This is a genomic window from Salisediminibacterium halotolerans (assembly GCF_003814815.1).
GTDB lineage: Bacteria > Bacillota > Bacilli > Bacillales > Salisediminibacteriaceae > Salisediminibacterium > Salisediminibacterium halotolerans.
In genome coordinates this window covers 549,206-563,158 of sequence record NZ_RKQQ01000001.1, presented here as the reverse complement: position 1 = coordinate 563,158, position 13,953 = coordinate 549,206, and the positions used below count along the sequence as shown (strand labels likewise).

Here is a 13,953-nt window from a genome sequence, read left to right as displayed (position 1 = left end):
TGGATATGAAGGGTTCGGTGTTTATTGTTACCGGCGGTGCTTCGGGACTGGGAGAAGCAACAGTCCGAATGCTCGTGCAATACGGAGCGCTTGTGGTTATTGTTGATCAAAATGAGCTCCGCGGCCGGGCTGTTCAAGAAGATATCGGTGCGCGGACAAGTTTTGAAAAGGCAGATATCACCTCGGAGTATCAAATGCGCAATGCGATCGACCGCGGACTCAACCGGTTCGGTGAAATTCACGGGGTCGTGAACACCGCAGGCATTTGTCATATCGAAAATCTTTGTAAAGAAAAAGGGGTTCATTCGCTCGATATCTTTAATGAAATCATTCAAGTCAACCTTGCCGGTTCGTTTAACGTTGCGAGACTCGTTGCAGAGACAATGCGCAACAATACAGTCAATGACGATGGCGAACGGGGGGTGATCATTCAAACGTCTGCAGCCGCCGCGTATGACGGGATGATCGGCCAAGCAGCTTACAGCGCTGCGATGGGCGGGGTGGCGAGTATGACGCTGCCGCTGGCTCGGGAACTCGGAAGTTACGGGATCAGGGCGATCACGATTGCGCCGGGCGCATTTTATACACCGATGTATGAAAACTTGCCGCAAGCAGTGCAAGAAAAAATCGAAGCGGAAATGATCTTTCCATACCGGATCGGCTCCCCTGATGAATACGCGCTGCTCGTTAAGTCGATCATCTCAAATCCGATGATCAACGGTGAAATCATCCGTTTGGACGGCGGGAAAAAGTAAGAAGCCGCGCAGCTCATTTGCAAAACATTGTGATTCAATCCGCTGAGAACGTGTGGTATAATTTGTGAAGCGCTTTCCTCTGGAAGGGGCTTCTTATTCATGGTATGATTTTTTTAAATACATCAACGCTGATCAGGCAAAATGAGGTGCATAGATATTGATGGAAACGACGGATAACTTGTCACCGTTTATGACGTTCTCCCGGCACGAGTGGTCGTCCTTGCGTCAAACTCATCCGATGGAAGTCACACAAGATGAAATCGACCGTTTGCGCGGAGTGAACGATGTATTGAATATGCAGGAAGTTGCGGAGATTTATTTGCCGTTAACGCGGTTAATACATCTTCATACAAAAGCGGCGCAAGAACTGCACCGAAACCGGTCGTATTTTTTGCAGACGACAGAAAAGAAAGTGCCTTATATTATCGGCATCGCTGGCAGTGTAGCGGTCGGTAAAAGTACAATCGCCCGTGTATTGAAAACGCTCCTGTCCAGGTGGGACGGTCATCCGAATGTCGATCTAGTCACGACCGACGGTTTTCTTCACCCGAATGCGGAGTTGGAGCGCCGCGGGATTATGGATAAAAAGGGGTTTCCGGAAAGTTATAATACCCGAGAACTTTTGACGTTTTTAGAAGATTTAAAAGCGGGAAAAAGACGAGTGGAGGCACCGGTGTATTCGCACTTAACATACGATGTAGTACCGGATGAAAAGCAGATCGTGTATCAGCCGGACATCGTCATCATTGAAGGAATCAATGTTTTGCAGCCGCCGAAAATTGAGCCGGGCGATGACAGCGACCAAGTTTCTGTTTCGGATTACTTTGATTTTTCCATCTATGTAGATGCTGCCGAAGAAAATATTTTTCACTGGTATGTCGAACGCTTTAAAACATTGCGTCAAACCGCATTTCGCAACCCTTCCTCGTATTTTCGCAAGTACGCCGATTTGCCGGATGAAGAGGCTTATGAAACGGCGAAGGGGATTTGGGAACGAATCAACCGCAAAAACCTGCATGAAAATATTTTGCCGACTCGGCATCGTGCGGATTTAATTTTGCAAAAAGGCAATCACCACCTCGTCAATGAAATTCGTATGCGCAAACTTTAACCGAGAAAGGAACGATAAATGATGAGCAATAAAACACCCATTCAAACAAACGATGCACCTGATGCGATCGGGCCTTATTCTCAAGCAGTCATTACCGAAGGCGTTGTTTACACGTCGGGGCAAATCGGGCTCGATCCGGAGACGATGACAATGCAGGACAGCGTGGAAGACCAAGCACATCAAGTGATGCAAAACGTAAAAGCCGTTCTGAAAGAAGCGGGCTGTGACATGAATGACGTGATTAAAGCGATGATATTTCTAAAGGATATGGATGATTTTCATCATGTCAATGACATTTACGCTTCGTACTTTAAAGAGCCGTATCCGGCCCGAAGTGCTGTCGCCGTTGCACAGCTGCCGAAAGATGCCCGCGTGGAAGTCGAGGTCATCGCCAAACAATCGTAATAAAACGCCCGGCTGCTCTATACGAGCGAAGCCGGGCGTTTCAGACTGTAGACAAACTATATTTTTAGGTCAGCCATGAATCCACTACCCTCCGCTTGCCCCGGGCAAGGACTCAGCTAGTATTCGGCGGTCTCAGACCGCCGAATACGGATCTTCGTCTCTTGCTTTCCCGGAGGCGTCGGAGGAGTGGATGCATGGCTTCTTTTTTATGAATACACTCGCTTTAAAAAAAGAGGATGACCCAGCATCCCGGCTTTCTCCTGCGGCGATGTTGCAGTGATACCTTCAGGTGAAAGAAGCCGGGCGTTTTTGTATTCTAATCAGTAGAATTAAAAGATCATATGCGCGATGAGCACGATGATCGGCAGCGTAATGAGCGTTCGTTCAATAAAGATAATAAACAATTCGCCAAGGTTAAGCGGAATTTTTGACCCGAGAATAACGCCGCCGACTTCAGAGAGATAAATCAGCTGCGAGACAGAGACGCAGGCAATGATAAAGCGGGTCATCTCGCTTTCAATGCCGCTGGCAAAGATGGCCGGGAGGAACATGTCGGCAAACCCGACAATGAGCGTTTCTGCCGCCGCTCCTGCTTCGGGCACTTGCATTAATTCAAGCAGCGGGACAAACGGCATGCCGATGTAAGTGAATACGGGGGTATTTTCGGCAATAATCAACGCCGCTGTACCAAAGGCCATAACAACCGGGGCAACGCCGAGCCACATATCAAGGACGTTTTTGCTTCCGGATTTAAAAAATGCCGGAACGCTCGTATTTTCCGCGGCGCGCTTTTTAGCGAGCTGAAGACCGAACTTTGCCGCGCCGAAAGACTGGGAAGCGTATTCTTTTGGCAGCGCTTCGTCGGTGTCGCGTTCTTTACCGTCCGCGTATGCTTGCGGCTTTTTAGACAGCGGCGGAATCCGCGGCATAATCAAAGCAGCGATGACGCCGGCAACGATCACGGTGAAGTAAAACGGCAAAAACATATGCTCAAGGCCGACTTCAGAAATAACGACGAGCGAAAAAGTAATCGAAACAACCGAGAACGTCGTCCCGATAACAGCAGCTTCCCGCTTTGAGTAAAAGCCTTCTTCGTACTGTTTGTTTGTCATGATGACACCGATCGTGCCGTCGCCGAGCCATGAAGCCAAGGAGTCAATCGACGAACGCCCGGGCAGGGTAAACAGCGGACGCATAATCTTCGTCAACAAGCTGCCGAAAAACTCGAGCAAACCGAAATTAAGCAGCAAAGGCAAGAAAAGTCCGGCAAAGAAGAAGATCGAGAACAAGAGCGGCAGCAATCCTTCCAGCAAGAGGCCGCCGGTATCGGGATGATAAATCATCTCCGGACCGATTTGAAATAATGTCAAAACAGCAAAAATCGTTGCAAGCAGCCGAATCGTCAGCCAAAACGGGCCGACATCAAACAAGTTCGATAAAAAAGCGCTTTGATTCATCACATGCGGACGAAAGCCCTTTTGAATGACGGTGCCTAAAAAACTGGCAGCGATCAATCCTGTCATAATTGCGGGCAACCATGGATACAGTGCCCCTTCAAGTGCTTCAGAAAGCAGCGCAATCGGAATCGTGACCCCTGCCTCAGCCGGGATCGGCGTCATAAAAAGAGCGATGCCGATCAGCGAAGGAATGAGAAATTTAAGCAAAGAACCCTGGTTACTTTCCGTCTTCGCCGGTTCGTTTGTCATAACTGGTTCACCTCGTCTAGTAGATTATAATTATTCAGCATGACTTATTTTAATAGACTTTCCAGCTAAGGGCAAGAGAAAAATGAATATTTATTCGATATTATGCGCCTTGTTGTTGTGCGGTAAACGGTTCCGCCAGCTGCGGTAAAAAAAAGCTGAATTCAAAAGAAGCGCTTTTGAATTCAGCTTGGCTGTCTGCTTATTATATAACCCATTCTCCGTTGCGGAAAACCGGTTCAACCGACCCGTCCGGGAGCACACCGTCGATATCCATCTCGGCGGAGCCGATCATGAAATCAACGTGCGTGATGCTTGTATTTAACCCGGCTTCTCCGAGTTGTTCCTTTGACATCTCAGCACCTCCGGCTACACACGTTGCGTAGGCGCTTCCGAGCGCAATATGATTCGAAGCGTTCTCATCGTAAAGCGTGTTGTAAAATAAGATCCCCGACTGTGAAATCGGTGAACTGTGGGGCACGAGTGCAACCTCACCGAGGCGGCTCGCTCCTTCATCCGTCTCAAGCAGGTTTTTCAACGTTTCTTCGCCTTCTTCGGCGGAAAAATCGCTGACTTTCCCGTCTTTAAACGTCAGCGAAAATCCGTCGATTACGTTTCCGCCGTAATTGAGCGGTTTCGTATTTCGGACGGTGCCGTTGACGGCATCCGCTTTCGGGGCGGTGAAAACTTCTTCTGTCGGCATGTTTGCGACGAAATGAACGCCGTCTTTGTTCGGACCGCCGCCGCCGATCCATACGTGGCCGTCAGGAAGGCCGATCGTTAAGTCTGTCCCCGGAGCTTGGTAACGAAGCTCGGTATATTTTTTATCTGTAAGAAAACGGGCTTTTTCCTGCAAGTTTTCGTCGTGTTGCTTCCATTCAGCGACGGGATCCGCTTTATTGATACGCACGGCTTCAAAAATCGCTTCCCAAAGCTGGTTGACAGCTTCGTCGGCGGAAGCTTCAGGGAAAACTTTTTTCGCCCACGCATAAGACGGAGCAGATATGACGAGCCAGCTCACCTTGTCGGATTGAATGTAAGAACGAAACGTATTCATCGCTTCGCCGGACGCTTTATTGGCAGCAGCAATTTTTTCGCCGTCGACCCCCTTCAGTAAATCAGGGTCGGTCGATTTAATCGTCATAAAAGCCGCCCCTTCTTCGGCCATTTCTTCAAAGCCGCGCGCTTTCCAGGCCGGGAAATCATGAAACGATTCAAGCGGAGCCATGTCGTAACGGATCCGTGTTGTTTCATCATCGTTCCATTCAACATGCACATTGCTTGCGCCGTGCTGATACGCTTTTTTCGTGACCGTTCGCACAAAGTCCGCCGAAGTGACCGGCGCATTAATGACGAGCTTTTGTCCTTTTTGAATATTGACCCCGACCCGTACAGCCAGGTCAGCATACTGTTCTTTTTTTTCTGCGATTGAAGCCATCACCATCTCCCTTTCTTTCGAAAATATACCCTCAGTTTATCAGTTTTCCGGCAGAATGAAAAATTAGTTCGACATCCGAAACAAAAGTGTATGCATAAAGAAAAAAGGGTATAGGTAATAATTAAAACTGTTAGACAGTGGACAACACTTGTAAGCACACCGCTATGTTCACTATAATAGGACTATTAAGAAAAGAGTTATTTTGAGTTGTTGTTGAAAGGATTGAGCGAACGATGAAACAGTTTTTACGTCAACATCGTTTAATGGTATTGCTCTTGATGTTGCTGTGGCTGAAAACGTTTCTCGTTTCGATATTAACCTTTGATTTAATGATTAATCAGGCGGTTGAACTTCTGGTGTTTGCTTTTAACCCGCTCGCGTTTTTACTGACGGTGTTTGGTTTAGGCTTACTGCTGAAAGAAAAGTATCAAACGGGATATTTTTTTGCTTTGACAGTGATTTTAACAGTGATCCTGTACGGCAATGCGGTGCACTACCGTGAATTTACCGATATTATCACCTTGCCGATGCTTGTGATGAGCGGCAATGCCGGGGACTTAATGACGAGCGTGGCTGAGCTTATTGCTTGGTATGATATTTTCTTTTTCATTGATCTGCCGATTATTTATTGGCTGATTAAAAAATACCGCACTGTTTTAACGGTTAAACAAGTGCCGATCCGCTACAGCAAAGGGCTTTACACGGCGATTACAGCGGTTGTATTGACGATTGTGTTTGCCGGTCAAGTCGTGCAGTCGGAAGAGCGCGCCCACTCGTTTAACCGGGAGAACGTCATTAAGACGATCGGTATTTTCAATTTTTACGTGTACGATGCTTATGTCCATGTGGCTACCGCTTCGCAGGCAGTGTTCGCTGAAGGCGATGACTGGTCGAATATTGAACGGCATCTCGATGAAACGGCGGCTGAACCGAATGAATCGATGGCCGGAGCGGCAGAAGGAAAAAATGTCGTCATGGTATCGCTTGAATCCGTCGAATCGTTTGTGATCGGCGAAACGCTTCACGGCGAGGAAATCACTCCGTTTTTAAATGAACTGATCGAAGACAGCTTCTACTTTAACAATGTGTATGATCAAGCGGGACAGGGGAAAACATCGGACGCGGAATTTATGATGCATAATTCCCTTTACCCGCTCGGGCGCGGCGCCGTTTTTCACGAGGCGTATGACAATGAATATTTGCCGCTTTTAAAGCAGTTTCAGCAAAGAGGTTATGAAAATGCGGCCTTTCACGCAAACGACGAGTCGTTTTATAACCGCGATGAAATGTACGAAAACTTGGAGTACGACACGTATTATGCTCTTGATGCATTCGATGTCGATGATGACAATTCGGTCGGCTGGGGGTTGAAGGACATTGATTTTATCGAGCAGTCGATGCCGTATATTGAAGACGATATGGAAGAACCTTTTTTTGCCAAGTTCAAAACTTTGACGAATCATTTTCCGTATGAACTGGATGATGAAGATCATTATATCGATCAATTTGACTCAGACAGCAACATTGTCAACCGCTATTTCCCGACGGTGCGTTATACGGATGAAGCGATGAGAATCATGTTTGAAAAATTTCAAGAAAGCGGGCTCTATGAAGATACGATCTTTGTCTTATACGGTGATCATTACGGGATTGCCGAGAGTCATTACGATGACTTAGAAGATTACCTCGGTTACGAGGTGACGCCCGATGAAGCGGTAAAACTCGACCGTGTTCCGGTTATTATTCATATTCCCGGGATGGAAGACGAAGCGGAAACGATTGAAACGGTCAGCGGCCATGTCGACGTGATGCCGACATTAATCAATTTGATGGGAATGGATGAAAAGCGGCACTTAATGTTCGGGCGCGATCTCTTATCCGACGACCGCGATGACTTTGCCGTTCAGCGCGACGGCACCGTGATCACAGACGAGATCATTTACACAAGCGAAGTTTGCTACGATGCCGAAACCGGTGACGAGCTCGGCTTTGAGGCCTGCGCGGAAGCGTTTCAACGCGGAGAGGACGAACTGTACTACTCGGATAAAATTATTTACGGGGATATGCTCCGGTTTTGGGACGAACGGCAAGAACAGTAAATTGAGACGAGGAAGGTGATAGACGATGGTACGACATTCCAATCCATTTGCCGGCAGGTATACCCGTTACATTTTATCGATCTTGATTTTCGGTTTGCTCTTGCCGTTTCTTCTCTGGCAGACGGACCCGCTGTTTAGTTTGCTGTCGATTTTGGCAGCGTTGCTTTTGACTGTCGGCGTGGATTATATTCTCAGTCAAGTTGCCCAGTATAAGGCGGAAGCGATGGTGAGCGAACCGGTCAGGCTTGTTTTTCCTGCGTTCAAACGAACGACAGGTGCGAAAGGATTCTTTGTCATGACAGATCGTTTTACGATGTTCGTTCCTTTATGGCATAAAATCACCTTAGTTCTTGAAAATGAACGGATCATGCGCTACGAAATAGATAACTACGAAGTTGATTTGATCGTTAAGTTTCCAAATAAACACCGTTCATTTTATTTCACCGTTTCCTCGCCTCACCGTGTACAAGAGCGGCTCGAAAGTGTGGTAGGACCGTCGCTGCCGTATAAGTACGACAAGAGTGAGAATGCAACAAAATAGCTGTTAAATAAAAACAGGCGCAGGGCTCCGTTAAAATCGAGCCTTGCGCCTGTTTGTTTTCAGTCATCTTCGTCAACCGGATACGTCCAAAACCGCTCAAAAGTCAGGTGCGATTTTACATCTTCCTCCAGACCTAAGAGCTGATTGCGCATGCTTTCAATCATGCCTGACGTTTGCGACTGATGCGCCTCAATCACTTTCAATTTCTGCTCAGCGAACGGGCGGACATCGCGGACAACATCAGGCTCGCCCAGCACTTCTTCACACCCTTCTTTAAAGGCAAGCGCATAGACGGTCGGTCGTTCGCCTTTTGGCAGCTTTTTAACAGCATTGACGGCAGCGAAGCCGGCTGCATCATGATCGGGGTGAACAGCATACCCGGGATAAAACGTAATAACGAGCGACGGGTTGACATCTTCAATCACATCGAAAATTCGTTCGGCAAGCACATCTTGATCGGTAAATTCGACCATCTTATCGCGAATGCCAAAGCGGCGCAAATCACTGATGCCGAGCTGCCGGCACGCCTCATCGAGTTCTGTTTTGCGGATATCTGACAGCGTCTCGCGGTTGGCAAAAGGAGGCGAACCTAAATTCCGTCCCATATCGCCTAGCGTTAAGCAGACATAGGTGACGGGGATGCCTTCTTGCGTATGAGCTAAAATCGTCCCGGCTACACCGAAAGCTTCATCATCCGGGTGCGGGAATACAACGAGCACTTGTTCATTCATACATGTCACGTCCTTTTTTCAATCAGTACCTTTATTTCGGGAAAGGTTTGCGGCTGAACTCCAGCGCAATCGCTAACTTGCCTTCTTGATCATGTCCTGCCATCAGGAGCCGTTCTTCACTGTCAACGGTCCAGTCTGTCAATCCTTCTGCATAAAGCCAGCCAAGCTCGGTTTCAAAGCCGATACGAAACGGTCCGTCGCCGGTTATTTTGCCGTGCAGAAAAGTCAGCTGCGCATTGCGGAAAAATGTGCCGGCAGAAAAGAAGCTGCTGTCGCGGTGACTGGCATAGGCTCCGTTTGTTGTTTCTAAATGGATATAAAGCGGTTCGCCGGCAAGCATATCGAGTCGGCGCTGAACTTCGATCGGTTCGATCGGCTGCATGATGATTCCTCCTGTCATGTTGTACATACGCATTGTCTGCCTTAATCGTATCAGAAATTGCAGTTTTCAGACAATCTTGTGAAATCGCGGGTCCTTATTGTACATACAGGTGAGAAACCGTATAATTAATTCAGCAAACATCTCAGATGGAGGAGCGATGATTATGTCGAAAGGTATTGTGACACTCGGGGAAGCACTGATTGATTTTATTCCGCTTGATGACAATAATGAAACATTTCAAAAAAGTCCGGGAGGCGCGCCGGCAAACGTCGCGGTCGGACTGTCCCGTCTCGGGGCGAACACATCGTTTGTCGGCAAAGTCGGCGACGATGTGCTCGGACGCTTTTTAAAAGAAACGCTCGAGGGTTACGGTGTCAAAACGGAAAATATGCTGATGACAAAAGATGTCCGCACCGGCGTTGTGTTTGTTACGCTCGGCGACGGAGGAGAACGAAGTTTTGAATTTTACATCGATCCGAGCGCCGATCGCTTTTTGACACCTGAGGAAATCAGTGATGACCTTTTTTCTGCTCATAACCTTCTGCACTTTGGTTCGATCAGTTTAATCAGCGAACCGTCAAAGTCGGCAACCGTTGCAGCGGTGGATAAAGCGCGCGAGAACGGCTTGCTTGTTTCGTACGATCCGAATCTTCGTCTCGGCTTATGGCCGTCGGAAGAGGAAGCGAAAACGACAATTCGCAGCATGCTCGGCGAAGTTGATGTGTTAAAAATATCCGAAGAAGAACTGGCCTTTATAACCGGAGAAGAAGAGATTGAAGCCGGTATCGATGCGCTCAGCAGCTTTGCGATTCCGATGATCATCGTAACGCTCGGAGCAGCCGGGAGCCGTATTTATTTAGAGGGCCGCGCTCCGGTGTATGTTGATGCGATGAAAGTCGATGCGGTAGATACAACAGGCGCGGGAGATGCGTTTGTTTCCGGCATTTTATATCAGCTTCACTTGCTTACGAAACCGATTCGTGAACTGACAAGTGAGGAAGCATGGCAAATGGGGTCATTTGCGGCCGTTTCCGGCGGTCTCGCTGCGTCGACGAAAGGTGCCATGACGGCGCTTCCGACGCTGAATGATATTGAAACGAAACGATCTACCTGACGGTGAAGAGCCTTGAGTAAAGGAGAACAGCAACGATGACAGAAAAAGAATTGGAATTACGCAAACTTGCTCAAATCGAAACAGAGAAAAAACGGCAAATTGTCGAGAGCGACCCGGACCGGCTTGTGTATCATGTCATGCCGCCGGTCGGCCTGCTGAATGATCCGAACGGCTGGATTCACTGGAACGGGGTGTACCATCTGTTTTACCAGTGGAATCCGTTTGCTCCGGATCACAGCACAAAATTTTGGGGGCATGTTACATCTACGGACCTCGTTCATTGGAAAGAGGAGCCGGCCGCGCTTGTCCCGAGTGAATGGTACGAAACACACGGCTGTTATTCCGGCAGTGCGATTGATTACAACGGGAAACTGACGCTGATGTATACCGGCAACGTAAAAGACGAACATAACGAACGCTCCTCTTATCAATGCACAGCAGCATCGGCAGACGGAAAAACGTTCGTCAAACACGGGCCGGTTGTCGATCAGCTCCCGTCCGGATACACGGCGCACTTTCGTGATCCGAAAGTATGGTATGAAGAAGACGAACAAGCATGGTATTTCGTGATCGGCGCGCAAACGGTCGAGGAAGAAGGGCGCGTCTTGCTGTACCGTTCTGACGACTTTGAAGAATGGTCTTGCCTCGGTCCGATTGCCGGGAGCCGCCTTGGCGGGCTCGGGGATTTCGGCTATATGTGGGAGTGTCCCGATTTGTTCAGCCTGGATGGCACCGATATGTTAATCGTGTCGCCGCAAGGCCTTGAAGCTGACGGCATGAAATACAACAATGTGTATCAGGCCGGTTATTTTACCGGCTCACTCGACCGGCGTTTGCCGCAATTTGTGCACGGAGCATTCACCGAACTTGACCGCGGTTTTGAGTTTTACGCTCCGCAAACGACTGAAGATGCGGACGGGCGCAGAATTTTAATCGGCTGGATGGGTGTTCCGGAACAGTTTGAAGCGAATCAGCCGACGGTCAGTTACGGCTGGGTGCATGCGTTGACACTTCCGCGCGTGCTCAATGTTGAAAACGGCGCGCTCAAGCAGCGCCCGGCACAGGAATTGGAAATGCTCCGCGGGGAAGGTGTGCATGAAAGGCTTACAGCCGGCGAAGCACTGTCAACAGCAGAGAAAATTTCCGGCAAGTCGGCTGAGTTGAAGCTGAGTCAGTTCGATTTTCATTCCGGACAGGCGTTTGAAGTCCTTATCCGAAACGAAGCACGGATTAAATACGATTTAAGCAACCGTGTGCTGACATTTGAACGCACCGGAGAAGACGACAAGCGCGAGCAGCGGCAATGCGCGCTGGCTGATTTGCATGAACTGCGAATCTACATTGACACGTCAGCGATCGAACTGTTTGTCAATGACGGCGAAGAAGTCTTTTCATCCCGGTATTTTGCGGATGTTGATGACGACAGCATTCAATTTAAAAGTGACGGACAGGTGACGTGTCACGCAGACTTCTGGCCGCTAACGTAAAAAAAAGCCAAGCATCTTAGTTGAGGATGCTTGGCTTCAATGCTAAAAGGCGGGTTTACCGGCTCAGCGCTTTATCGAGCGCTTCTTTGATCCGGTTTTCATCGAACGGTTTGACGATAAAGTCGGCCGCGCCTTTTTGAATCGCATCAACGACCATATTTTGCTGGCCCATCGCTGAACACATGACAATCTTCGCAGAAGGGTCCGTTTCTTTAATTTTTTCCAACGCTTCGATCCCGTTCATTTCCGGCATCGTAATATCCATGGTCACGAGGTCGGGCTGGTGTTCGTTGTAAAGCTCGATGGCTTGCGCACCGTTTTCAGCTTCGGCAACAACTTCATAACCGGCGGCTGTTACCATGTTTTTTAAAGTCATACGCATAAAAGCAGCATCGTCTGTTATTAGTAGTTTTGTCATAGTTACACTCCTATTATAAGAATAAATAATCATTCGCCTGAAACCATTTTGTAGGCGTTACGTATCAAACTTCTATCTTATTATGCCATGTCCGCTGCCGGAATGGAAGCCGGAAATGATATCATTATACATAAACACCTATGCGCGGCACTCCATCAAGCAAAGAGAGGAGGTTAACTCGTGAATCCGCTCGATAATGATTGGCGTATGCTGTTGAACGAAGAATTTTCAAAAGCGTACTACTTAGAACTGCGCGAGTTTTTAAAAAAAGAGTATTCATCAAACACGGTATATCCGCCGATGAATGACATATTCAATGCGCTTCACCGGACCGCTTATCATGAAACGAAGGCTGTTATTATCGGTCAGGACCCGTATCACGGCGAGGGCCAGGCGCACGGACTGAGCTTTTCGGTCCGGCCGCACGTAAAAGTGCCGCCGTCGTTAAAAAATGTGTTTAAGGAACTTCACAGCGATCTCGGCTGCCCGGTTCCTGAGCACGGATGTTTGCAGTCGTGGGCAGATGAAGGGGTCTTGCTGTTAAACAGTGTCCTCACGGTCCGGCATAAAACGCCGAACGCCCATAAAGGCGCCGGGTGGGAGCGGTTTACAGACGAAGTGATCCGGCAGTTAAACCTCCGCGACAAACCGCTTGTATTTTTGCTTTGGGGAAAATACGCGCAAGAAAAAGGCAAATGGATCGACAGAGACCGTCACCTTGTGATTCATTCTTCTCACCCGAGCCCTTTTTCAGCGCACCGCGGATTTTTTGGCAGCCGTCCGTTTTCAAGGGTGAACGAATTTCTTCAGGCAACGAATCAACAGCCGATTCGCTGGGAAATCCCGCCGGCAAATGAACTAACATGAACAGGAGGTCATAAACATGAGCGAAATGACGATCGGATTTATCGGCACAGGTGTGATGGGTAAGAGCATGGCAAAACACATTATGAATAACGGCTATTCACTCGTCGTCTATAACCGGACGAAAGAAAAGGCTGAAGAGCTGATCGATGCCGGCGCTCATTGGGCATCGACGCCGAAAGAAGCCGCAGAGAAATCTGATATTATCATGACGATTGTCGGTTTTCCTGCTGATGTTGAGGCACTTTACTTCGGGAGCGACGGCATTATTGCCAATGCGAAAAAAGGCAGTATTTTAGTCGATATGACAACCTCGAAACCGGCACTGGCGGAAAAAATTGCGCTGCAAGCGGGTGAAAAAGGCGTGTATGCGCTTGATGCCCCCGTGTCAGGCGGCGATGTCGGCGCCCGGGAAGCGAAGTTGGCGATTATGGCCGGCGGTGAAGCGGCGGCATTTGAAACGGTCTATCCGGTGTTTTCGGCGATCGGTGGGACGATTGAACGTCTCGGACCTGCAGGCGCGGGCCAGCATACCAAAATGGCGAATCAAATTGCCATCGCTTCAACGATGATGGGAACTGCCGAGGCACTCGCTTATACGAAGCGCGCGGGACTGTCGCAAGATGAAGTGCTGTCGGTGATTGAAACGGGAGCAGCGGGAAGTTTTTCACTTTCACAGCTCGGGCGCCGGATGATTAAAGGCGATTATGCGCCCGGCTTTTACATTAAACATTTTATCAAAGATATGGCGATTGCGATTGAATCCGCTGAAGAACTCGGCATGGACACGCCAGGACTTAATCAGGCGAAAAAACTTTACGATCAGCTCGCCGAACGAGGTTTTGAAAACAGCGGAACACAAGCGATTTACACGTATTATACGGACGAAACGTGATCATTACGAA

Annotated in this window: 14 protein-coding genes; 9 read left to right on the top strand and 5 right to left on the bottom strand. The window is 48.6% G+C overall.

The features are described from left to right. Nucleotides 1–5 precede the first annotated feature (5 nt). The 3 genes from EDD67_RS02520 (at nucleotide 6) to EDD67_RS02510 (ending at nucleotide 2,271) form a co-directional block, all read left to right on the top strand. On the top strand, nucleotides 6–755 hold the full coding sequence (locus tag EDD67_RS02520) for an SDR family NAD(P)-dependent oxidoreductase (protein ID WP_162843778.1): 750 nt from the start codon (nucleotides 6–8) through the stop codon (nucleotides 753–755). A gap of 160 nt (nucleotides 756–915) precedes the next feature. Next, nucleotides 916–1,866, top strand: coding sequence for a type I pantothenate kinase (gene coaA, locus EDD67_RS02515; protein WP_121440436.1), 951 nt, complete (start codon nucleotides 916–918; stop codon nucleotides 1,864–1,866). Between the two features lie 21 nt (nucleotides 1,867–1,887). Beyond that, complete coding sequence (locus EDD67_RS02510; RefSeq protein WP_121440435.1) at nucleotides 1,888–2,271, top strand: RidA family protein; 384 nt, start codon at nucleotides 1,888–1,890, stop codon at nucleotides 2,269–2,271. A gap of 329 nt (nucleotides 2,272–2,600) precedes the next feature. Here the strand turns inward: EDD67_RS02510 and EDD67_RS02505 are convergent, their stop codons facing one another. Continuing rightward, entirely contained in the window at nucleotides 2,601–3,977 is a 1,377-nt protein-coding gene (locus EDD67_RS02505) for a YjiH family protein (RefSeq protein WP_121440434.1), read from the bottom strand. Nucleotides 3,978–4,179: 202 nt separating this feature from the next. After that, nucleotides 4,180–5,412 carry an aminopeptidase gene (locus EDD67_RS02500; RefSeq protein WP_121440433.1) on the bottom strand — a complete coding sequence of 411 codons (1,233 nt, stop codon included), beginning with the start codon at nucleotides 5,410–5,412 and terminating at the stop codon, nucleotides 4,180–4,182. Between the two features lie 233 nt (nucleotides 5,413–5,645). On the opposite strand from EDD67_RS02500, the gene EDD67_RS02495 reads away from it, so the two are divergent. Beyond that, nucleotides 5,646–7,511, top strand: a complete 1,866-nt coding sequence (locus EDD67_RS02495) for an LTA synthase family protein (protein WP_121440432.1) — start codon at nucleotides 5,646–5,648, stop codon at nucleotides 7,509–7,511. A 25-nt stretch (nucleotides 7,512–7,536) separates the two neighbouring features. Further along, nucleotides 7,537–8,052: a hypothetical protein gene (locus EDD67_RS02490; protein WP_121440431.1), complete on the top strand. Its 516-nt coding sequence runs from the start codon at nucleotides 7,537–7,539 to the stop codon at nucleotides 8,050–8,052. A gap of 59 nt (nucleotides 8,053–8,111) precedes the next feature. Here EDD67_RS02490 and bshB2 read toward each other — a convergent pair whose 3' ends face one another. Next, nucleotides 8,112–8,783: a bacillithiol biosynthesis deacetylase BshB2 gene (bshB2, locus tag EDD67_RS02485; protein ID WP_121440430.1), complete on the bottom strand. Its 672-nt coding sequence runs from the start codon at nucleotides 8,781–8,783 to the stop codon at nucleotides 8,112–8,114. Nucleotides 8,784–8,814: 31 nt separating this feature from the next. Beyond that, nucleotides 8,815–9,165, bottom strand: a complete 351-nt coding sequence (locus EDD67_RS02480; RefSeq protein WP_093075116.1) for a YojF family protein — start codon at nucleotides 9,163–9,165, stop codon at nucleotides 8,815–8,817. Between the two features lie 163 nt (nucleotides 9,166–9,328). Between EDD67_RS02480 and EDD67_RS02475 the strand changes: the two genes are divergently transcribed. Together EDD67_RS02475 and EDD67_RS02470 are read left to right on the top strand one after the other, a co-directional pair. Further along, nucleotides 9,329–10,279, top strand: a complete 951-nt coding sequence (locus EDD67_RS02475) for an aminoimidazole riboside kinase (protein ID WP_186805983.1) — start codon at nucleotides 9,329–9,331, stop codon at nucleotides 10,277–10,279. 35 nt (nucleotides 10,280–10,314) lie between these two features. After that, complete coding sequence (locus EDD67_RS02470) at nucleotides 10,315–11,766, top strand: glycoside hydrolase family 32 protein (RefSeq protein ID WP_121440428.1); 1,452 nt, start codon at nucleotides 10,315–10,317, stop codon at nucleotides 11,764–11,766. A gap of 55 nt (nucleotides 11,767–11,821) precedes the next feature. Here the strand turns inward: EDD67_RS02470 and EDD67_RS02465 are convergent, their stop codons facing one another. Then, nucleotides 11,822–12,184: a response regulator gene (locus EDD67_RS02465; protein ID WP_093075124.1), complete on the bottom strand. Its 363-nt coding sequence runs from the start codon at nucleotides 12,182–12,184 to the stop codon at nucleotides 11,822–11,824. A 180-nt stretch (nucleotides 12,185–12,364) separates the two neighbouring features. Here EDD67_RS02465 and EDD67_RS02460 point away from each other — a divergent pair, with 180 nt between their 5' ends. Together EDD67_RS02460 and EDD67_RS02455 are read left to right on the top strand one after the other, a co-directional pair. After that, nucleotides 12,365–13,051: a uracil-DNA glycosylase gene (locus tag EDD67_RS02460; protein WP_162843775.1), complete on the top strand. Its 687-nt coding sequence runs from the start codon at nucleotides 12,365–12,367 to the stop codon at nucleotides 13,049–13,051. A gap of 16 nt (nucleotides 13,052–13,067) precedes the next feature. Then, entirely contained in the window at nucleotides 13,068–13,943 is an 876-nt protein-coding gene (locus EDD67_RS02455; protein ID WP_121440427.1) for an NAD(P)-dependent oxidoreductase, read from the top strand. The last annotated feature ends 10 nt before the right edge of the window (nucleotides 13,944–13,953 follow it).